The organism is Streptomyces sp. NBC_01750 (assembly GCF_035918095.1).
Lineage (GTDB): Bacteria > Actinomycetota > Actinomycetes > Streptomycetales > Streptomycetaceae > Streptomyces.
The window spans coordinates 3207656-3227757 of record NZ_CP109137.1 but is presented as its reverse complement, the minus strand read 5'-3'; the positions used below and the strand labels follow the sequence as shown (position 1 = coordinate 3227757).

Below are 20102 nucleotides of genomic sequence, written 5' to 3'. Positions count from 1 at the left end.
CCGGTCGCCATGGTGCCGCGCTCGCTCACCCGGCTCCCGCGCTCACCTTTTCCGCGGCGGAGCCGTCGACGCCCGTGCCATCAGCTCCGCGCCGATCGTCGCGATGCCCCCCGGCGGCGGCGCCTCCTTGCCCATCGCCAGGCGGCCCGCCCGCGCCCCCGCCTCGTACAGCGGCAGTCGTACGGTCGTCAGCGCGGGCACCGCGTCCACCGAGAACGGGAGGTCGTCGAAGCCGGCCACCGAGACGTCCTCCGGGATGCGCAGGCCCTGGTCGCGCAGGGCCGCGCAGGCGCCCAGTGCGACCGTGTCGTTGGCGGCCACGATCGCCGTCAACCCCGGTTCGCGGCGAAGCAGTTCGAGTGCCGCGTCATAGCCGGAGCGGCGGGCGTACGGACCGTGCACGGTGAGCCGGTCCTGGTTCTCGTCAAGTCCGGCGGCGGCCAGCGCGGCCCGGTGGCCCTCCAGGCGGTGGCGCGTCGTGGTGCGCTCCGCGGGCCCCGCGACGTACCCGATCGTGCGGTGGCCCAGCGCGAGCAGATGCTCGGTGAGCCGCCGTCCGCCGCCCCGGTTGTCGAAGGCGAGCGCGGCGGCGATGGCGTCGCTGCCGGGCAGCGGCGGCCGCCCGCAGAGCACCACGCGGGTGCCGGCGTCCGCGAGTTTCGCCAGTTTCGCGGTCATCGCCGCGATGTGGCCCGGGTCCTCCAGCGCGCCGCCGGTCAGCACCACGGCCGCGGCCCGCTGCCGCTGGAGCAGGGTGAGATAGGTCAGCTCGCGCTCCGGTGAGCCCCCGGTGTTGCAGACGACGGCCAGCTTCTCGCCGCCGGCCCGTCCGGACCCCTCCTGTCCGCCGATCTCGGTCTGGGCGGCCCCGGCCATGATCCCGAAGAACGGGTCGGCGATGTCGTTGACGAGGATGCCGACCAGGTCGGAGGTGGCCGCGGCGAGCGAGCTCGCGGGGCCGTTCAGTACGTAGTCGAGCTCGTCGACCGCGCGCAGCACCCGTTCCCGCGTCGACGCGGCGACCGGGTAGTTGCCGTTGAGCACACGGGAGACGGTGGCCGGGGACACCCGGGCGCGCGCCGCCACATCCGCCAGGGTGACTGTCATCGCTTTCCTCCGCGGGAGATGGAACCGAGCCCTTGTCCGGGCGACTGTCGGCAGGCTAGCTTCATACCGTGTAGAAAGCGCTTGCTACTGTCAAATCGAGGGAACTCGGAACCATCGAGGGGACATGGAGGCAACTTCGTGACACGCAGGACACTGCGGATCGCCATGAACGGCGTCACGGGCCGGATGGGATACCGCCAGCATCTGGTGCGCTCCCTCCTCGCGATCCGCGAACAGGGCGGCCTCGACCTCGGGGACGGCGAGCTGCTCTGGCCCGAGCCGGTCCTCGTCGGCCGCCGCGCGCACGCGCTGCGTGTGATCGCCGAACGGCACGGCCTCTCGCACTGGTCGACCGACCTCGACGCCGTACTCGCCGACGACAGCGTCGACATCTACTTCGACGCGCAGGTCACCTCCGCCCGCGTCACCTCGATCAAGCGGGCCATCGCCGCCGGCAAGCACATCTACACCGAGAAGCCGACCGCGACCGACCTGGCCGGCGCACTGGAGCTGGCCCGCCTCGCCGAGGCCGCCGGCGTCAAACACGGCGTCGTCCAGGACAAGATCTTCCTGCCGGGGCTGCTGAAGCTGAAGCGGCTCGTGGACGGCAGCTTCTTCGGCGACATTCTGTCCGTGCGCGGCGAGTTCGGATACTGGGTCTTCGAGGGCGACTGGCAGGGGGCGCAGCGCCCGAGCTGGAACTACCGCAGCGAGGACGGCGGCGGCATCGTCGTCGACATGTTCCCGCACTGGGAGTACGTACTGCACGAACTGTTCGGCCGGGTGACGAGTGTGACGGCGCAGGTCGCCACACATGTCCCGCAGCGCTGGGACGAGCGCGGCAAGCCGTACGCCGCGACCGCCGACGACTCCGCGTACGGCATCTTCCGGCTGGAGGGCGGGGCCGTCGCCCAGATCAACTCCTCCTGGGCGGTACGCGTGAACCGCGACGAACTGGTGGAGTTCCAGGTGGACGGCACGCACGGCTCGGCTGTCGCGGGCCTGCGCCGCTGCCGCGTCCAGCACCGCTCCGCCACCCCGAAGCCGGTGTGGAACCCCGACCTGCCCGCGACCGAATCCTTCCGTGACCAGTGGCAGGAGGTGCCGGACAACACGGAGTTCGAGAACGGCTTCAAGGCGCAGTGGGAGCTGTTCCTGCGCCATGTCGCGCTCGGCGAGCCGTACCACTGGGACCTGCTGGCGGGCGCCCGTGGTGTGCAGCTCGCCGAGCTGGGCCTGAAGTCCTCGGCCGAGGGCCGCCGGTTCGACGTACCGGAGCTGTCGCTGTGACGATCAGGCTCCTGCACGGGGTGTACGAACCCAGCACCGAACCGGCCGTGTTCGCCGCGGGAGAAGCACCGCTCACCTCTCGTTCGGTCTTCTCGGCAGCGCATGTCGTCGCCGACCCGTACGCGGATACGTCGTGGGGGGCGCCCGCCGCCGTGGACTGGGACGCGACGCTCGCCTTCCGCCGCCATCTGTGGGCGCACGGACTCGGCGTGGCGGAGGCGATGGACACGGCGCAGCGCGGGATGGGCCTGGACTGGGCGGGCGCGGCGGAGCTGATCCGGCGCTCGGCGGCGGAGGCGAAGGCGGTGGGCGGCGCGATCGCGTGCGGTGTCGGCACGGATCAGCTGACGGGGCCCGCCGACCTGATGGCGGTCCGCGCCGCGTACGAGGAACAGCTCGCGCTCGTCGAGGAGACGGGCGCGCAGGCGATCCTGATGGCATCCCGTGCCCTGGCCGCGGCGGCCCGTACTCCGGACGACTATCTGGACCTCTACTCCTATCTGCTGCGCCAGGCGTCCGAGCCGGTGATCCTGCACTGGCTGGGGCCGATGTTCGACCCGGCGCTCGAGGGTTACTGGGGGTCCGCCGACCTGGACGCGGCCACCTCGGTCCTCCTCGACGTCATCCACGCCCATCCGGACAAGATCGACGGCATCAAGATCTCGCTGCTGGACGCCCAGCGCGAGATCGATCTGCGCCGGCGACTCCCCGAAGGTGTGCGGTGCTACACCGGCGACGACTTCAACTACCCCGAACTGATCGCGGGCGACGACCGCGGTTTCAGCCATGCGCTGCTCGGGATCTTCGACCCGCTGGGGCCGTTGGCGGCGGATGCGGTACGGGCGCTCGACACAGGTGATGTCTGCGGCTTCCGTAAACGCCTCGACCCGACGGTCGGGTTGTCCCGCCATCTCTTCCAGCCGCCGACGCGCTTCTACAAGACGGGTGTGGTGCTGCTGGCCTGGCTGGCCGGACACCAGTCGCACTTCACGATGGTGGGCGGCCTGCAGTCGGCGCGCTCGCTGCCGCACCTCTGCCGGGCCTACGAACTGGCGGACGGGCTCGGCCTGTTCCCGGACCCGGCGCTGGCCGAGTCCCGTATGAAATCCCTGCTGAACATGTACGGAGTCGCGCAGTGACCGGTGAACATGTACGGAGCCGCCCGGTGACCGGTCCGGATGCCGTCGACCTGACGCGCTTCAGCATCAACCAGATGACGGTGAAGCAGCTCACCCTCCCCGAACTCGTCGACGCATGTGCGGTGTTCGGCATTCCGGGGATGGGGCTGTGGCGCGAACCGGTGCGGGCGTACGGGGTCGAGGCGGCGGCGAAGCTCGTACGGGACGCGGGGCTGGCGGTCACGAGTCTGTGCCGTGGCGGCTTTCTCACGGCGATCGAGGCGGCTGAGCGGGCGCGGGCGCTGGACGACAACCGCGCGGCGATCGACGAGGCGGCGACGCTCGGCACGGACACGCTGGTCCTGGTCTCGGGCGGACTTCCGCCGGGCAGCCGGGACTTGGCGGCGGCGCGGTCACGTATCGCGGACGCGCTCGCCGTGCTGGCTCCTTACGCGGGCGAGCGGGGCGTACGGCTGGCGATCGAGCCGCTGCACCCGATGTACGCGGCGGACCGGTGCGTGGTCTCCACGCTGACGCAGGCGCTGGACCTCGCGGAGCGTTTCCCGGCGTCGCAGGTGGGCGTGGTGGTGGACACGTACCACATCTGGTGGGACGACACGGCCCCGGCGGCGGTGGCGCGGGCGGGCTCGTCGGGCCGGATCCACGCATTCCAACTGGCGGACTGGACGACGCCGTTGCCGGCGGGGGTGCTGGACGGGCGGGGCCAGATCGGGGACGGGGCGATCGACCTGCGGGAGTGGCGGGAACGGGTGGAGGGGGCGGGGTACGGGGGCGCGATCGAGGTGGAGCTGTTCAACGGGGGGCTGTGGGCGCGGGACGGGGTGGAGGTCCTGGGGGAAACGGTGAGGCGGTACGGGGAGCACGTGGCGTAGGGGGCGGGTCCCTGGCGGGGCGGGTGCTTGCGGGGGCGGGTCCCTGGCGGGGCGGGTGCTTGCGGGGCTTGGTCCCGGGGTGCGGGTTCCCTGGCGGGGTGCGGGGCCGGGGTGTGGTGCCTTGCGGGGTGCGGGTTTTGGGTGCTTGGGCGTGTCCGGTCTTGGGCGGGTGGCCGTCCGGGGTCCGCTCCGGGGCTCGTGTCCGGGACTGCTTTCCTCACCGCGCTTCGCGCGAGTTGCGACGCTTTACGTCCCGGACACGACCCCTGCGCGTCCCCCTGCCAGGGGGCAAGGGCGGGGCCTCTCGGGTGGCTGCGCTCCTGGGTGTGAGGGGTCGTGACGCGGAGCCGGTGGCCGTAGGTGGGCGAGGCGGCGCTGCCGCCGGATGCGGGCGGTCGGCGTGTGCGGTCTTCGGCCGGTGGCTGTCCGTGGACTGTTTTCCTCACCGCGCTTCGCGCGCGAGTTGCGACGCCGACCCTTGCGCGTCCCCCTGTCAGGGGGCAAGGGCGGGGCCTCTCGGGTGGCTGCGCTCCTGGGTGTGAGGGGTCGTGACGCGGAGCCGGTGGCCGTAGGTGGGCGAGGCGGCGCTGCCGCCGGATGCGGGCGGTCGGCGTGTCCGGTCCTGGGCCGGTGGCTGTCCGTGGACTGTTTTCCTCACCGCGCTTCGCGCGCGAGTTGCGACGCCGACCCCTGCGCGTCCCCCTGTCAGGGCGGGCCCTGGGCCCTCGGGTGGCCGCACCCGGTGATGTGAGGGGCCGAGGCCACGCTGCCGGGCGGCTCGCGGCGGAGCCGCCGGAACGTCCCGTTGTGGCGGCGTGAAGTTGCCGCTCTGGGGGTGTGGGGCATCAGCTCCAGCTTCGGGCCTGCGGCGGAGCGCAGCCGGCGCACCCCACGAGATTGAAGGCCCCAGGCCGTCGCGGCGCGAAGCTGCCGGTCCGGGGGCGTGGGGGCGTCAGCCCCAGGGGGCCTGGGGGCACCGCCCACAGTTTCGGGAAGGGGCGGGGTGGGGGCCCCGCACCTCGGGCGCCCGCACTCGCGCTGGGCCGGAACGCCCTGGATCAGACCGCTTTGTCGACTTCCGGGATTCCGGAAAAATAACTGCCCGAAGTCGTACAACCCTTTCCGCGTGACGCGGGTCTACCTGTCATCAAAGCTCCCGGGGAGGGATCTGGGGGGATCAGGGAGCTTTGACGGAGGGGGAGTGCGAGGGGCCCGGTCGTTCGGCCGGGCCCCCTTGACTGCCCGGGCCCGCGACGGGCCCGAGTTGTCCACAGGCCCTCCGCATTGTCGGACCCCGGCGGTAGCGTCGGATCATGTCCAATCCAGCAGTGCTCGAAGGCGTCCTCGAGCGGATCACCTATGCCAACGAGGAGAACGGCTACACGGTCGCCCGGGTCGACACGGGACGCGGCAGCGATCTCCTCACGGTGGTCGGCTCGCTGCTCGGCGCGCAGCCGGGCGAGTCGCTGCGTATGGAGGGCCGTTGGGGCTCCCACCCCCAGTACGGCAAGCAGTTCACCGTGGAGAACTACACGACCGTCCTGCCGGCCACGATCCAGGGCATCCGCCGCTATCTCGGCTCGGGCCTGATCAAGGGAATCGGCCCCAAGATCGCCGAGCGCATCGTCGAGCACTTCGGCATCGACACGCTCGACATCATCGAGCAGCAGCCGAAGAAGCTCATCGAGGTCCCCGGACTCGGCCCGAAGCGGACGAAGTTGATCGGCGTGGCCTGGGAGGAGCAGAAGGCCATCAAGGAGGTCATGGTCTTCCTGCAGGGGGTCGGCGTCTCCACGTCCATCGCGGTGCGCATCTACAAGAAGTACGAGGACGCCTCGATCTCGGTCGTGAAGAACCAGCCGTACCGCCTCGCCGCCGACGTCTGGGGCATCGGTTTCCTCACCGCCGACAAGATCGCGCAGGCGGTCGGCATACCGCACGACAGCCCGGAGCGGGTCAAGGCGGGGCTGCAGTACGCCTTGTCGCAGTCCACCGACCAAGGGCACTGTTTCCTGCCCGAGGAGCAGCTGATCAGCGACGCGGTGAAGCTGCTCCAGGTGGACACCGGCCTTGTCATCGAGTGCCTCGCCGAGCTCGCGGGCGAGGATGAAGGGGTCGTGCGGGAGAGGGTGCCGGCGCCGGACGGCGGCGAGCCGGTCACCGCGGTGTATCTGGTGCCCTTCCACCGGGCCGAGATCTCTCTCTCCGCCCAGCTGCGTCGGCTGTTGGGAGCCGCCGAGGACCGGATGCCCGGCTTCCAGGACGTCGTCTGGGACAAGGCACTGGCCTGGCTCGCGGAGCGTACGGGCGCGGAGCTCGCGCCCGAGCAGGAGGCGGCGGTCAGGCTCGCGCTCACCAAGAAGGTCGCCGTGCTGACCGGCGGTCCCGGCTGCGGCAAGTCGTTCACCGTCCGCTCCATCGTGGAGCTGGCCCGGGCCAGGAAGGCGAAGGTGGTGCTGGCCGCACCGACCGGGCGCGCGGCCAAACGGCTCGCGGAACTCACCGGCGCCGAGGCGTCCACCGTGCACCGGCTGCTCGAGCTCAGGCCCGGCGGCGACGCGGCGTACGACAGGGACCGGCCGCTCGACGCGGATCTGGTGGTGGTCGACGAGGCGTCCATGCTCGATCTGCTCCTCGCCAACAAGCTGGTCAAGGCTGTTTCTCCCGGCGCCCATCTGCTGCTGGTGGGGGATGTGGACCAGCTGCCCAGCGTCGGCGCCGGCGAGGTGCTGCGCGACCTGCTCGCCGACGGCGGGCCCGTACCGAGCGTCCGGCTGACCCGGATCTTCCGCCAGGCCCAGCAGTCCGGTGTCGTCACCAACGCCCACCGCATCAACTCCGGTGTCCAGCCCATCACTTCGGGTCTCTCCGACTTCTTCCTCTTTGTGGAGGACGAGACGGAGGACGCGGGAAAGCTCACAGTGGATGTGGCGGCCCGCCGCATCCCGGCCCGGTTCGGCCTGGATCCGCGGCGTGATGTGCAGGTGCTGGCACCCATGCACCGCGGCCCGGCCGGCGCCGGCACGCTCAACGGCCTGCTCCAGCAGGCGATTACGCCCGCCAGGCCCGACCTTCCGGAGAAGCGCCTGGGCGGCCGCGTCTTCCGCGTCGGCGACAAGGTCACCCAGATTCGCAACAATTACGAGAAGGGAAAGAACGGCGTCTTCAACGGCACGGTCGGCGTGGTCACCTCGCTCCAGCTGGACGACCAGCGGCTGACGGTGCTGACGGACGAGGACGAGGAGGTTCCGTACGACTTCGACGAGCTGGACGAGCTGGCCCATGCCTACGCCGTGACCATCCACCGCTCACAGGGCAGCGAATACCCGGCGGTGGTGATCCCGGTCACGACCGGGGCCTGGATGATGCTCCAGCGGAACCTCCTCTATACGGCCGTCACCCGGGCCAAGAAACTCGTCGTGCTGGTCGGCTCCCGCAAGGCGATCGGGCAGGCGGTGCGCACTGTTTCCGCAGGCAGACGCTTCACCGCGCTCGACCACCGGCTGACCGGCGGCTGAGCGGGGTTCGCTGCGCCGGCCGGGTGTGACACCTGGGGCCCGTGGGGTGGCAAAGGGCACCCCTGGCTTCCGGAAGCGGGGCGAAGGGGGCAAGATGAGCAGGTTGGCGGCACTGAGTGCCGCCGATAGGCCCAATGGTCGACCCCGAGTGCACTCTCCTGAGCCAAATGGGGGATGGTAGAGACAGTCAGGGCACCTCGAAGAAGAGGCACTACGTCGGTGAGGGATGACGTGAGCGACAACTCTGTAGTACTGCGGTACGCGGACGGTGAACACACCTACCCGGTGGTCGAGAGCACCGTCGGCGACAAGGGCTTCGACATCGGGAAGCTCCGATCCCAGACCGGTCTGGTGACCCTGGACAGTGGATACGGCAATACAGCCGCCTACAAATCCGCGATCACCTACCTCGACGGCGAGCAGGGCATCCTGCGGTACCGCGGCTACCCGATCGAGCAGCTGGCCGAGCGTTCCACCTTCCTCGAGGTGGCGTACCTGCTGATCAACGGCGAGCTTCCGACGGTCGACGAGCTGTCGGCCTTCAAGAGCGAGATCACCCAGCACACGCTGCTGCACGAGGACGTCAAGCGGTTCTACGGCGGATTCCCGCGGGACGCCCATCCGATGGCGATGCTGTCCTCCGTGGTCAGCGCGCTGTCCACGTTCTACCAGGACAGCCATAACCCGTTCGACGAGAAGCAGCGTCATCTCTCCACGGTCCGGCTGCTCGCCAAGCTGCCGACGATCGCGGCGTACGCCTACAAGAAGTCGATCGGCCACCCCTTCGTCTACCCGCGCAACGACCTCGGGTACGTGGAGAACTTCCTGCGGATGACCTTCTCGGTCCCCGCGCAGGAGTACGACCTGGACCCGGTTGTGGTGTCGGCGCTCGACAAGCTGCTGATCCTGCACGCGGACCACGAGCAGAACTGTTCGACCTCCACCGTGCGTCTGGTCGGCTCCTCGCAGGCGAACATGTTCGCCTCGATCTCCGCCGGCATCAGCGCCCTGTGGGGCCCGCTGCACGGTGGCGCCAACCAGTCGGTGCTGGAGATGCTCGAGGGCATCCAGACCAACGGCGGCGACGTCGACTCCTTCATCCGCAAGGTGAAGGACAAGGAGGACGGCGTCCGTCTGATGGGCTTCGGCCACCGCGTCTACAAGAGCTTCGACCCCCGGGCGAAGATCATCAAGGCGGCGGCGCACGATGTCCTCTCGGCACTCGGCAAGTCCGACGAGCTGCTCGACATCGCGCTCAAGCTGGAGGAGCACGCGCTCTCCGACGACTACTTCGTCTCGCGCAACCTCTACCCGAACGTGGACTTCTACACCGGCCTGATCTACCGGGCGATGGGCTTCCCGACCGAGATGTTCACCGTGCTCTTCGCCATCGGCCGGCTGCCCGGCTGGATCGCCCAGTGGCACGAGATGATCAAGGAGCCGGGTTCCCGTATCGGCCGCCCGCGCCAGATCTACACCGGCGAGGTCCTGCGCGACTTCGTACCGGTCGAGGCTCGCTGACACCCGTGCGTATGCGTGTCCGCGCCTGGTAACCGGCGCGGACAGCGGAAAGCGCCCCGCTGCCGATCCCCCCACGGGTCGGCGGGCGGGGCGCTTCCCATTTCCCCGGAGCGGATTCCCCCCACGGGATCCGGCCGGGCGTCTGCTGGCCGCAGAAGCTCCTCACGCGGTCTGCCGGGGTACGTACGGGAGGGCCGCTCAAAGCTCCCCGGGCACGTGCCCCGGCCAACGCTTGCCTGGGACGTCCCCCAAGACATCCCATGAACGTCCCCCAAGACGTTCTCGGCATCGCCCATTTAGACTCGCGAGGAGCCGCAATGGTTACCCCTAAATATCTGTGATCTAGGTCTCCTTGTGAAGGTCTTGTGACCTATTTGTAGTCACGTGAAGGAGCGCAGCCGCAGGCTGTTGGTCACCACAAATACGGATGAAAAGGCCATGGCGAATCCCGCGATCATGGGGTTGAGCAGGCCGGATGCCGCCAGCGGCAGCGCGGCGACGTTGTAGCCGAAAGCCCAGAAAAGATTGCCCTTGATGGTGGTCAGAGTCCGGCGTGCGAGACGGATCGCGTCGGCTGCAACCCTCAGGTCCCCGCGTACGAGGGTCAGGTCGCCGGCCTCGATCGCTGCGTCCGTGCCCGTGCCCATCGCCAGGCCCAGGTCCGCGGTGGCCAGCGCGGCCGCGTCGTTCACGCCGTCACCGACCATGGCGACGCTGCGGCCCTCGGCCTGGAGGCGCCTGACCACGTCCACCTTGTCCTCGGGCATGACCTCGGCGTACACCTCGTCGATACCGACCTCGGCCGCGACCGACTCGGCGACTGCCTTGTTGTCGCCGGTCAGCAGCACCGGGGTGAGGCCGAGGGCCCGCAGCCGTGCGACCGCCTCGGCGCTGGTGTCCTTGACCGCGTCGGCGACGGTGAGAACGCCGAGCGCCTTGCCGTCCAGCGCGGCGAAGACCGCCGTACCTCCCTGAGCCGCGGCCGAGGCGAGCTCGTCGGGCAGCTCAACGCCCGCCTCCGTGAGCAGCTGCGCCCGCCCGACCAGCACCTCGTGTCCTTCGACGACGCCGCGTACCCCGAGGCCCGGGACGTTCTCGAAGCTTTCGGCGACGGGGAGCGTGCCGACCCGCTCCTCGGCGCCCGCCGCGACGGCGCGGGCGATGGGGTGCTCCGAGGCGTGCTCCAGTGCGCCCGCGAAGCGCAGCAGCTCATGCTCCTCGGCGGTTTCGGCGACGTACACCCGCTGGAGGCGCATCCGGCCGGTGGTGACTGTCCCCGTCTTGTCCAGGACGACCGTGTCGACCTTGCGGGTGGACTCCAGGACCTCCGGGCCCTTGATCAGGATTCCGAGCTGTGCGCCGCGTCCTGTACCGACCATGAGGGCGGTCGGCGTGGCGAGCCCCAGGGCGCACGGGCAGGCGATGATCAGTACGGCGACAGCGGCGGTGAAGGCCGCGGTCGCATCGTCCGTGGCGAGCAGCCAGGCCACCAGCGTGCCGAGCGCGATCAGAAGTACGACGGGGACGAAGACGGCCGATATCCGGTCGGCGATGCGCTGTACCTCGGCCTTGCCGTTCTGGGCGTCCTCCACCAGCTGGGCCATCCGGGCGAGCTGGGTGTCGGCGCCGATCCGGGTGGCCTCCACCACCAGTCGGCCGGCGGTGTTGACGCAGCCGCCGGTGACCGGGTCGCCCGCGGTCACATCTACCGGCACGGACTCACCGGTGAGCATGGAGGCGTCCACGGCGGAGGTGCCCTCGACGACGCTGCCGTCGGTGGCGATCTTCTCTCCGGGACGTACGACGAAACGGTCGCCGACGGCGAGCCGACCGACCGGAATGCGTGTCTCCGTGCCGCCGCGCAGTACGGCGACATCCTTGGCGCCCAGCTCCAGCAGGGCGCGCAGGGCCGCGCCCGCCTTCCGCTTGGAGCGTGCCTCCAGATAGCGGCCGAGAAGGATGAAGGTCACCACGCCGGCGGCGACCTCGAGATAGATCGTCGATGTGCTGTCGGCGCGAGTGACGGTGAGTTCGAAGCCATGGCGCATCCCGGGCATGCCCGCGTCCCCGAGGAAGAGCGCCCACAGCGACCAGCCGAAGGCCGCGAGCGTGCCGACGGAGACCAGGGTGTCCATGGTGGCCGCGCCGTGCCGGAGGTTGGTCCAGGTGGCCCGGTGGAAGGGCAGCGCGCCCCAGACGACGACGGGGGCGGCGAGGGTGAGCGAGAGCCACTGCCAGTTGTCGAGCTGGAGGGCGGGGATCATCGCCATGAGGACGACGGGCGCCGCGAGCACGGCGGAGACGATCAGGCGCCGGCGGAGGGAGGCCGCCTCCGGGTCGGGTCGCGCTCCGGAGTCCACGGCCCGCCCCGCCCCGGAATCAACGGCGGAGTCCGGCTCGGGTTCGGGCGGCGGCTCGGCCGAGTAGCCGGTCTTCACCACGGTGGCGATGAGATCGGTGACCTCCATGTCGTGCGGATAGGAGATCTTCGCCTTCTCGGTCGCGTAGTTGACGGTGGCGCTGACGCCGTCCATGCGGTTCAGCTTCCTCTCGACGCGAGCCGCGCAGGAAGCGCAGGTCATCCCGCCGATGGTGAGCTCGACCTGGGGTGTATCCACTTCGGAACTCCAGAAAACGGGGCCGGGCCGTACGGGACCAGTGTCGGACTGGTCGGGTACGACCCGGCGGGAGGGCGCTGCGGGTGCGGAGGTGAGTACTCGAACTCAGACCTGGCCGACGAGCTCGTACCCGGCCTCGTCGACGGCCTCGCGCACCATGGCGTCGTCGAGCGGGGCCTCGGAGATCACGGTCACCTGACCGGTGGAGGCGACCGCCTTCACCGAGACGACGCCCGGCAGCCCGGAGATCTCGCTGGAGACGGCGCCTTCGCAGTGACCGCAGGTCATGCCGGTGACCTGGTAGACGGTGGTGACGCCGCCGATCTGCACGTCGGCCGAGCCGGTGCCACAGGCGCCGCCGCCGCAGCAGCCGGTCGTCCGGGCGGTCTCGGTCCCGGTCTTCGTCTCGGCGGTCATGGCGTTCTCCTCTTCGAGGGTGCAACACGTACGAGGTCATGGTGTGCCGGAGGGCCGCGGGAATCCCGAGGCTTCCTGATACACCTCAGACTGTACCCCTAGGGGGTATTAATGCGAATGCGGACCCCGTCGCGCGCCGTGCTGCTCATCAGTCCACTCCTCGGCCCGCTGTCCGGCCTGCTGCCCCGCCGGGCAGACACCGACGATGGGGGCCAGATAGCGGAACATGACTTTCTTGAGCTCTGTGATGTACGCCTGCCGCTCCTCGCCCTCGTGGGCGAGGACCAGGTCGAGGCCCGCCTTGAAGATGGCGAAGATCATGGTCGCTGTGCGGGCGAGCTCGGCGGGCGGGGCCTCGGGGAGGAAGCTCGCGACGATCTGCTCGATCCGGGTGATCAGCGCCGCGTGCAGGGCATTGAACTCCTGGGTGATCCGGCCGGGGACGTCTGGGCCGTGCACCAGGGCGGCGAAGGCGGGGTTCTCGTGGTTGAAGGCGAAGAGCGGATCGAGGACCGCGTCCAGCAGCTGGTCGAGCGGGAGGTCGAGGTTGGCGGCCGCCAGGGCCGTGCCGTGGGACTCGCGCCACCGCTCGAGGAGCCTGCCGCCGAGCTCGACGGCGATGGCCTCCTTGTTCGGGAAGAACTGGTAGAGCGTGCCGGGGGAGACACCGGCCTCGCGGGCGATGGCGTTGGTGCTGGCCCCGGTGTAGCCGGTGGTGCAGAAGACGTTCGCGGCGGCGTCGAGGAGCTGGGCGATGCGGCGCTCCCCGCGGGCCTGGCGGCGGCGCGGCTTGGCGGCCCTCGTGGTCGCGGCCGGCTCCCGGGTCGCGGGCTCCCGGGTCGCGGCCGGCTCCGGGGTCGTGGGCTCCGGCACGTGAAATACCCAGCTTCCTGGCGGCGGTTGACAAACGCGAGCAGTCGCTCGCATTCTTGATTAATGCGAGCGGTAGCTCGTGTTTGCCAGTCTATGGCAATGGTCGACCCATGCTGCCTGCCGGGGAGCCTGCGCATGGGCCAGGTGAAGGGGACACCGCACCATGTCCGAAGTCAACAGCCCGCCGCCGGTGGGGGGATGGACCCGGTTCGTGACCGCGCGGCCGCGACTCTCGCTGCTGGCTGCCCTGGTCCTCACCGCACTTGCCGTGTTCGCCGGAAGCGGGGTCGCCGACCGCATGGGCAGCGGTGGCTGGCAGGACCCGAGCGCCGAGTCGACGTATGCGAAAGAGGCGCTGGAGCGGGAGTTTCCCGCCTCCCAGCCGAATCTCCTGCTGCTCGTGGACAGCGGGCGCGCGAATGTGGACGCTCCGGCGGTCGCCGCCGAGGGGCGCCGGCTCAGCGAGCGGCTCGCCGCCGAGAAGGGCGTCACGGGCGTCGGTTCGTACTGGCAGACAGGCTCGCCCGCGTTGCGCGCCGAGGACGGGCGGCAGGCGCTGATCGCGGCCCGTGTCGAGGGCGACGAAAAGACCTCGGCCCAGGTACTGGAGCGAATAGCTCCCCACTACCGGGGTGCGCGGGGTCCGGTGGAAGTCTCGGTGGGCGGCCCGATCGGTGTGCAGCACGAGATGACGACGATCATCCAGGAGGACCTGCTGCGGGCCGAGATGATCGCGCTGCCCGTGACGCTGGTGCTGCTGGTGATGGTCTTCGGCAGCGCGATCGCGGCGCTGCTGCCGCTGGGCGTCGGCATCGTCGCCATCCTGGGCACGAATGCCGTGCTGCGCGGCATCACGGAATTCGCCGATGTCTCGGTCTTCGCGCAGAACCTCACCACGGCCCTGGGACTCGGACTCGCCATCGACTACGCCCTGTTCATCGTGCGCAGGTTCCGGGAGGAGCTGGCCGCGGGTGCCGAGGTGCGGCAGGCGGTGGGCATCACCCTGCGCACCGCGGGCCGCACGGTTCTCTTCTCCGCGCTGACCGTTGCCGTGTCGCTGGCCGCGATGATGGTCTTCCCGCAGTACTTCCTGCGCTCCTTCGCCTACGCCGGGATCGCGGTGGTGCTGCTGGCCGCGGGCGCCGCGCTGATCCTGCTGCCTGCCGCGCTGATGCTGCTGGGCCACCGGGTCAACGCGCTGGACCTGCGCCGCCTCCTGCGACACGGGCGGACCAAGCGCACGCCGACCGGCGCGGCCAGGGAGACCGGGGCCGGAGCGAACGAGGCCGGGGAGACCGGGTCCGGGGAGGCCGGTGCGGGGTGGACCCGCCTCGCGGGTCTGGTGATGCGCCGCGCCCCGCTCTTCGCCTTCGCCACCGTCGCCGGTCTGGTGCTGCTCGGACTGCCCTTCCTGGGCGTGAAGTTCGGTACCCCGGACGACCGTCAGCTGCCCTCGACCGCCGAGTCCCATGTGGTGCAGCAGCAGATACGGGACGGCTTCCCCGGCAGCCCCGCCGGCGGACTCGAGGTGTACGCCGAGGCGACCCCGGGCGCCCGGGCCGCCGGATCCACCGGGGCGGTGGCGACCCCCGCTGCCGCGTACGCCGAGTATCGCGGCCGCATCGCCGCCCTCCCGGGCGTGCTGCGGGTCGACGGGCCCGTCATCTCGGGCTCCTCCGCCTACTTCACGGTGCAGCCCAAGGGCGAGGCGGTGGGGGAGGGAGCCCAGCAGCTCGTCCATGACCTGCGCGCGGTACCGGCCCCGTTCGAGACCTCGGTCACCGGGAGGGCCGCCGTGCTGGAGGATTCCAAGGCCGCCATCGCGGACCGGCTGCCTTTGGCGCTGGGGATCATCGTCGTGGTGACTCTGCTGCTGGTCTTCCTGCTCACCGGCAGCGTGCTCATCCCGATCCAGGCAGTCGTGCTCAATGCCCTGAGCCTGACGGCGATGTTCGGGGCTGTGGTCTGGGTCTTCCAGGACGGCAACCTCTCCGGGCTGCTCTCTTTCACATCCACTGGAGACATCGAGACCACGCTGCCCGTCCTGATGTTCTGCATCGCCTTCGGGCTCTCCATGGACTACGGCGTCTTTCTGCTCTCCCGGATCAAGGAGGAGTACGACCACACCGGCGACCATGAACACGCGGTGAGATTCGGGCTTCAGCGCACCGGCGGACTGATCACCGCGGCAGCCGTGATCCTCGCAGTGGTGATGGTGGGCATCGGCACCTCGCGGGTGACCAACACCAAGATGCTGGGACTCGGAATCGCGCTGGCGGTGCTGATGGACGCCATGGTGGTGCGGAGCCTGCTGGTCCCCTCGGTGATGAAGCTGATGGGCGCCTCGACCTGGTGGGCCCCTGGGCCGCTGCGCCGCTTCCATGAACGGTTCGGGCTGAGCGAGGGGGAGATATCGCAGCCTGTGCCGCGGCCGGATCCCGAGCCCGATCCAGCACTGGATCCCGGTTCGGAACCGGATTCGGATCCCGACGCGGTACGGGACAGGATCAAGGCCTGACGCCGCGGTGGGCCGACCACTCCCGGGCCAGGATCGACATGCAGGTGGCGTCGATCCACTCGCCCTCGTGGAACAGCGCCTCGCGCTCGGTCCCCTCCGCCACGAAGCCGGCCTTCTCATAGGCCCGGATCGCTCGCGGGTTGAAGTTGAAGACGCCCAGAGCGATCCGGTTCAGGCCCAGTTGCTCGAAGCCGTGCCCGACCACCAGTCGGGTGGCCTCGGTGCCCAGGCCGCGATTGCATCCCTTCGGGCCGATCAGGGTGCGGAAGCGGCAGCTGCGGTTGTGCGCCTCCCACTCATGGAGGACGACTTCACCGACGACCTCGCCGCCGACCCGGTCCACCACGGCGAGGTCGAGCCGGTCGTTCTGGTCGCTGCGCGTCCCGTACCAGGCGCGCAGCCGCTCCAGGTCCAGCTCACCCCCGGGGGCCGACCCGGTGAAGAGACTCACCTCGGGATCGCCCAGAATCGCGGCCATGGCGGGCGCATCCGCGCCGGTGAAAGGACGCAGAATCACCTTCTCGCCAACGAGGGTGGGCTTGACGGAGAAGGTTGTGGTCGGCTGCTGAGTCACTGGGGGATTGTCGGGACATGCCCCGGGAGGGAGCAACCGATTAAGAGAGGACCGCGACGACGGAAGCCGTGGATGGCGAAGTCCGAGGAACTGGTGATGCTCCTCGGAGACCCGCGAACGGCCCAGGCCCCGCACGCACGCGGCGCGGGGCCCGGTGGCTCCGGATCAGCGGTTCCCGGTCCGTGGGCTCTCAGCCCTTTTGACGTTCAGTCCATGCGACCCCTGTTCCCGGGGCGATTGGCCACCCAGACGCGGATCGTGTCCGCGTGCCAGTAGGGCTTGCCGGCCTCCACATGGTCGGGCGGCGGGAGAAGGCCGTGCTTGCGGTACGAACGGACTGTGTCCGGCTGTACCTGGATGTGCGCGGCGATCTCCTTGTAGGACCAGAGTTTTCTGTCCGCCATGGTGGTGCCACCTCCCTGCGTGCGCGGCAGCCGCGGCGCGGGGGGCCGTCGGGTGAGCTGCGGCGCGGACGCTGGTGATCACTGAGCCTGTGCCCGTTGAACGACGCGAGTGAGAGGCGGAATGGGCCTGTTGATCGCCTGTGACAGAAGCCCCGCGTAATCAGGACATGCGTGATGAGAAGTCGACAACCGTGACAGAAGTGGTGCGTGAGTATCAGGCGCCGCAGGAGCGCAGGAAACCGCGCGTCCGCTCGGCGATCGGGAAGGGCTTGTCCGGCGGGCACGGATACATGTCCTGCTCGACGATGGCGAAGAGGTCGACGTCGAGTGCCTGGGCCGCGGTCAGTACGGGCTCCAGCGCGGGCACACCGGACGGCGGTTCGCACATCACGCCCCGGCCGACGGCCGGTCCGAACGGCACCTCGTCCGCGACCACTTCGGCCAGGATCTCGGGGTCCACCTGCTTGAGGTGGAGATAGCCGATCCGCTCCCCGTAGGTCTCGATCAGCTTGACGCTGTCGCCGCCGCAGTAGGCGTAGTGCCCGGTGTCCAGGCAGAGCGAGACCAGGTCCGGGTCGGTGGCGTCGAGGAAACGGCTGACGTTCCTCTCGCTGTCGATATGGGTGTCCGCGTGCGGGTGGACGACGATCTTCAGCCCGTAGCGCTCGCGCACCTCGCGGCCCAACCGCTCTGTCTGGGTAGTGAGATCGCGCCACTGCTCCGGGGTGAGGGTGTGGTCCTCCAGTACCCGGCCGGTCTTGTCGTCGCGCCAGAAGGAGGGGATGACGACCAGATGGTCCGCGCCCATGGCCCGGGTGAGTGCCGCGATGTCCGAGACATGAGCCCAGGTCTTCTCCCAGACCGCCGGTCCGTGGTGCAGCCCGGTGAAGACCGTGCCGGCCGAGACCTTCAGCCCGCGCCGCGCGGTCTCCGCGGTGAGGCGGGCGGGATCGCTCGGGAGATAGCCGTACGGGCCGAGCTCGATCCACTCGTACCCGGCGTCAGAGACCTCGTCGAGGAAGCGCTGCCAGGGAACCTGATGAGGATCGTCGGGGAACCACACCCCCCAGGAGTCGGGGGCGGAGCCGACCCGGATGCGGTTCAGGGCGGGGGCTGAGGAGGTCATGCGGGTCAGCTTTCCGGCCGTCGAAGAAAGGTGTCAAGGCTTCGTCCGAATGTAAGGACAAAATGTTGACAGGGTTCAGTGGGGAGCACTACACCTGGGGACAGCCGGCTCGAACCGAAGGGACGCGTATGCCTCAGCCGTACGACGTGATCACGATGGGCCGGATCGGCGTGGACCTCTATCCGCTGCGGACCGGGGTCCCGTTGGCGCAGGTCGACACGTTCGGGAAGTTCCTCGGCGGCTCGGCCACGAATGTCGCGGTGGGTGCCGCCCGGCTCGGCCGGCGGACGGCGGTGATCACCCGCACCGGGCAGGACGCCTTCGGTGACTATCTTCACCAGGCACTGGGGGAGTTCGGGGTCGACGACCGCTGGGTGACTCCGGTGGCCGCGTACCCGACCCCGGTCACCTTCTGCGAGATCTTCCCTCCGGACAACTTCCCGCTCTACTTCTACCGGCTGCCGAAAGCACCCGACCTCGAGATCCACCAGCACGAGCTGGACCTGGCGGCGATCCGCGAGGCGAGGGTCTTCTGGATGACCGGCACGGGCCTGTGCGCGGAGCCGAGCCGCACCGCGACGCTGGCCGCGCTTGCCCACCGCGCCAAGTCCGGCACCACGGTCTTCGACCTGGACTGGCGGCCCATGTTCTGGGGAGATCCGGGCGAGGCGCGGCCGTACTACACGCAGGCCCTCGCACACGCCACCGTCGCCGTCGGCAATCTCGAGGAGTGCGAGATCGCCACGGGTGAGCGCGAGCCGTACGCCGCCGCGCGTGCGCTCCTTGCCGCCGGGGTCGAACTCGCCGTCGTCAAGCAGGGACCCAAGGGCGTCCTCGCCGTTCACCGCGACGGGACACAGACCGAGGTCCCACCCGTCCCCGTCGAGGTGGTCAACGGTCTGGGCGCGGGCGACGCGTTCGGCGGTGCGCTCTGCCACGGGCTGCTGTCGGGCTGGGGGTTGGAGCGCGTCATGCGGTACGCCAACGCGGCCGGAGCCATCGTTGCCGCCCGCCTCGCCTGCTCCACCGCGATGCCGTACGCCGCGGAGGTCGACCAGGTCCTCGCCGGCGCCCCCGTTCCGCCCGGACCATCGATCCCGCCCGGCGCCCCCGTTCCGCCCGGACCATCGATCCCGCCCGGAGCCTCGATCCCGCCCGGAGCCTCGATCCCGCCCATCGGCGAGGCGCCCCCGCACTCCGGCGCACCCCTCGTCCCGCCCGGAGCCGCATCGTGAGCCGCGTCGACATCGCCGAGCTCGTCGGGATCCGCACCCGGCACCCCGAGGCCGTCGCCGAGGCCGCCACCCGGCGGCGCAGGCGGCCCCGGCTCATCGGCGAGAGCGGCCGGCTGATGATCATCGCCGCCGATCACCCCGCCCGTGGCGCCCTCGCCGTCGGTGACCGTCACCTTGCCATGGCCAACCGCCTCGACCTGCTGGAGCGGCTCTGCCTCGCCCTCTCCCGCCCCGGCGTGGACGGCGTCCTCGCCACCGCCGACATCCTCGACGACCTGCTCCTCCTCGGCGCCCTCGAGGACAAGGTCGTGATGGGCTCGATGAACCGCGGAGGCCTCGCGGGCGCGGCCTTCGAGCTCGACGACCGGTTCACCGGCCACCGCGCCCAGGACCTGGACCGGCTCGGTTTCGACGCGGGCAAGCTCCTCCTCCGTATCGACTACGACGACCCGGCCTCGCTCGACACACTGCATGCCACCGCCCGCGCCGTTGACGAGATGGCCGAACGTCGGCTTCCCGTCTTCATCGAACCGTTCATATGTCACCGCATCGACGGCCGCCTCCGAAACGATCTCAGCGCCGAAGCCGTCACCCGGTCGATCGCCATCGCCTCCGGTCTGGCCGGCACCTCCGCGTACACCTGGCTGAAGGTCCCCGTGACCGACGACCCCGAAGACATGGCGGCCGTGATGGAGACCTCGACCCTGCCGGCGGTCCTCCTCGGCGGCGAGATCGGGGACGACCAGCACGGGGCCTACGAGAAATGGCGTGGAGCTCTGCAACTGCCCACCGTCCAGGGACTGGTGGTGGGACGCTCGCTGCTCTACCCGGTCGACGGGGACGTCGCGGGGGCGGTCGATACGGCCGTCGGACTGCTGTAGGGGGTACGG

14 protein-coding genes and 1 pseudogene are annotated in these 20102 nt (G+C 70.1%); 8 read left to right on the top strand and 7 right to left on the bottom strand.

All coding sequences use genetic code 11. The annotated features are described in order from the left end of the window. Positions 1-42: 42 nt before the first annotated feature. Positions 43-1107: a LacI family DNA-binding transcriptional regulator gene (locus tag OG966_RS14425; RefSeq protein ID WP_326650008.1), complete on the bottom strand. Its 1065-nt coding sequence runs from the start codon at positions 1105-1107 to the stop codon at positions 43-45. Positions 1108-1245: 138 nt separating this feature from the next. Between OG966_RS14425 and OG966_RS14420 the strand changes: the two genes are divergently transcribed. From OG966_RS14420 to OG966_RS14400, 5 genes and pseudogenes are all read left to right on the top strand, one after another. Next, positions 1246-2397 carry a Gfo/Idh/MocA family protein gene (locus tag OG966_RS14420; RefSeq protein WP_326650007.1) on the top strand — a complete coding sequence of 384 codons (1152 nt, stop codon included), beginning with the start codon at positions 1246-1248 and terminating at the stop codon, positions 2395-2397. Further along, positions 2394-3536 (top strand): dihydrodipicolinate synthase family protein, encoded by a 1143-nt coding sequence (locus OG966_RS14415; protein ID WP_442806701.1) that lies wholly within the window; start codon positions 2394-2396, stop codon positions 3534-3536. The genes OG966_RS14420 and OG966_RS14415 overlap by 4 nt, the downstream gene beginning before the upstream one ends. 74 nt (positions 3537-3610) lie before the next feature. Continuing rightward, the gene (locus tag OG966_RS14410) at positions 3611-4408 is read left to right on the top strand and encodes a sugar phosphate isomerase/epimerase family protein (protein WP_326655203.1); all 798 of its coding nucleotides are present in this window, start codon (positions 3611-3613) and stop codon (positions 4406-4408) included. Positions 4409-5721: 1313 nt separating this feature from the next. Then, a pseudogene (gene recD2 / locus OG966_RS14405) lies at positions 5722-7923 on the top strand (SF1B family DNA helicase RecD2); the annotation flags it as partial. A 234-nt stretch (positions 7924-8157) separates the two neighbouring features. Continuing rightward, positions 8158-9447: a citrate synthase gene (locus OG966_RS14400; protein WP_326650006.1), complete on the top strand. Its 1290-nt coding sequence runs from the start codon at positions 8158-8160 to the stop codon at positions 9445-9447. Positions 9448-9827: 380 nt separating this feature from the next. Here the strand turns inward: OG966_RS14400 and OG966_RS14395 are convergent, their stop codons facing one another. From OG966_RS14395 to OG966_RS14385, 3 genes are all read right to left on the bottom strand, one after another. After that, entirely contained in the window at positions 9828-12029 is a 2202-nt protein-coding gene (locus OG966_RS14395) for a heavy metal translocating P-type ATPase (protein ID WP_406733879.1), read from the bottom strand. 141 nt (positions 12030-12170) lie between these two features. Further along, the gene (locus OG966_RS14390; protein ID WP_326650004.1) at positions 12171-12482 is read right to left on the bottom strand and encodes a heavy-metal-associated domain-containing protein; all 312 of its coding nucleotides are present in this window, start codon (positions 12480-12482) and stop codon (positions 12171-12173) included. A gap of 108 nt (positions 12483-12590) precedes the next feature. After that, positions 12591-13355: a TetR/AcrR family transcriptional regulator gene (locus tag OG966_RS14385; protein ID WP_326650003.1), complete on the bottom strand. Its 765-nt coding sequence runs from the start codon at positions 13353-13355 to the stop codon at positions 12591-12593. Positions 13356-13518: 163 nt separating this feature from the next. On the opposite strand from OG966_RS14385, the gene OG966_RS14380 reads away from it, so the two are divergent. Beyond that, on the top strand, positions 13519-15873 hold the full coding sequence (locus OG966_RS14380; RefSeq protein ID WP_326650002.1) for an MMPL family transporter: 2355 nt from the start codon (positions 13519-13521) through the stop codon (positions 15871-15873). Here the strand turns inward: OG966_RS14380 and OG966_RS14375 are convergent. From OG966_RS14375 to OG966_RS14365, 3 genes are all read right to left on the bottom strand, one after another. Then, complete coding sequence (locus OG966_RS14375; RefSeq protein ID WP_326650001.1) at positions 15863-16447, bottom strand: GNAT family N-acetyltransferase; 585 nt, start codon at positions 16445-16447, stop codon at positions 15863-15865. The two genes, OG966_RS14380 and OG966_RS14375, sit on opposite strands and share 11 nt — an antisense overlap. Positions 16448-16653: 206 nt before the next feature. Continuing rightward, on the bottom strand, positions 16654-16851 hold the full coding sequence (locus OG966_RS14370; RefSeq protein WP_326650000.1) for a helix-turn-helix transcriptional regulator: 198 nt from the start codon (positions 16849-16851) through the stop codon (positions 16654-16656). Between the two features lie 214 nt (positions 16852-17065). Then, positions 17066-17977, bottom strand: a complete 912-nt coding sequence (locus OG966_RS14365; RefSeq protein WP_326649999.1) for a sugar phosphate isomerase/epimerase family protein — start codon at positions 17975-17977, stop codon at positions 17066-17068. Between the two features lie 128 nt (positions 17978-18105). On the opposite strand from OG966_RS14365, the gene iolC reads away from it, so the two are divergent. Further along, positions 18106-19212 carry a 5-dehydro-2-deoxygluconokinase gene (gene iolC / locus OG966_RS14360; protein ID WP_326649998.1) on the top strand — a complete coding sequence of 369 codons (1107 nt, stop codon included), beginning with the start codon at positions 18106-18108 and terminating at the stop codon, positions 19210-19212. Further along, entirely contained in the window at positions 19209-20093 is an 885-nt protein-coding gene (locus tag OG966_RS14355) for a Cgl0159 family (beta/alpha)8-fold protein (RefSeq protein ID WP_326649997.1), read from the top strand. Before iolC ends, OG966_RS14355 begins: the two co-directional genes overlap by 4 nt. The last annotated feature ends 9 nt before the right edge of the window (positions 20094-20102 follow it).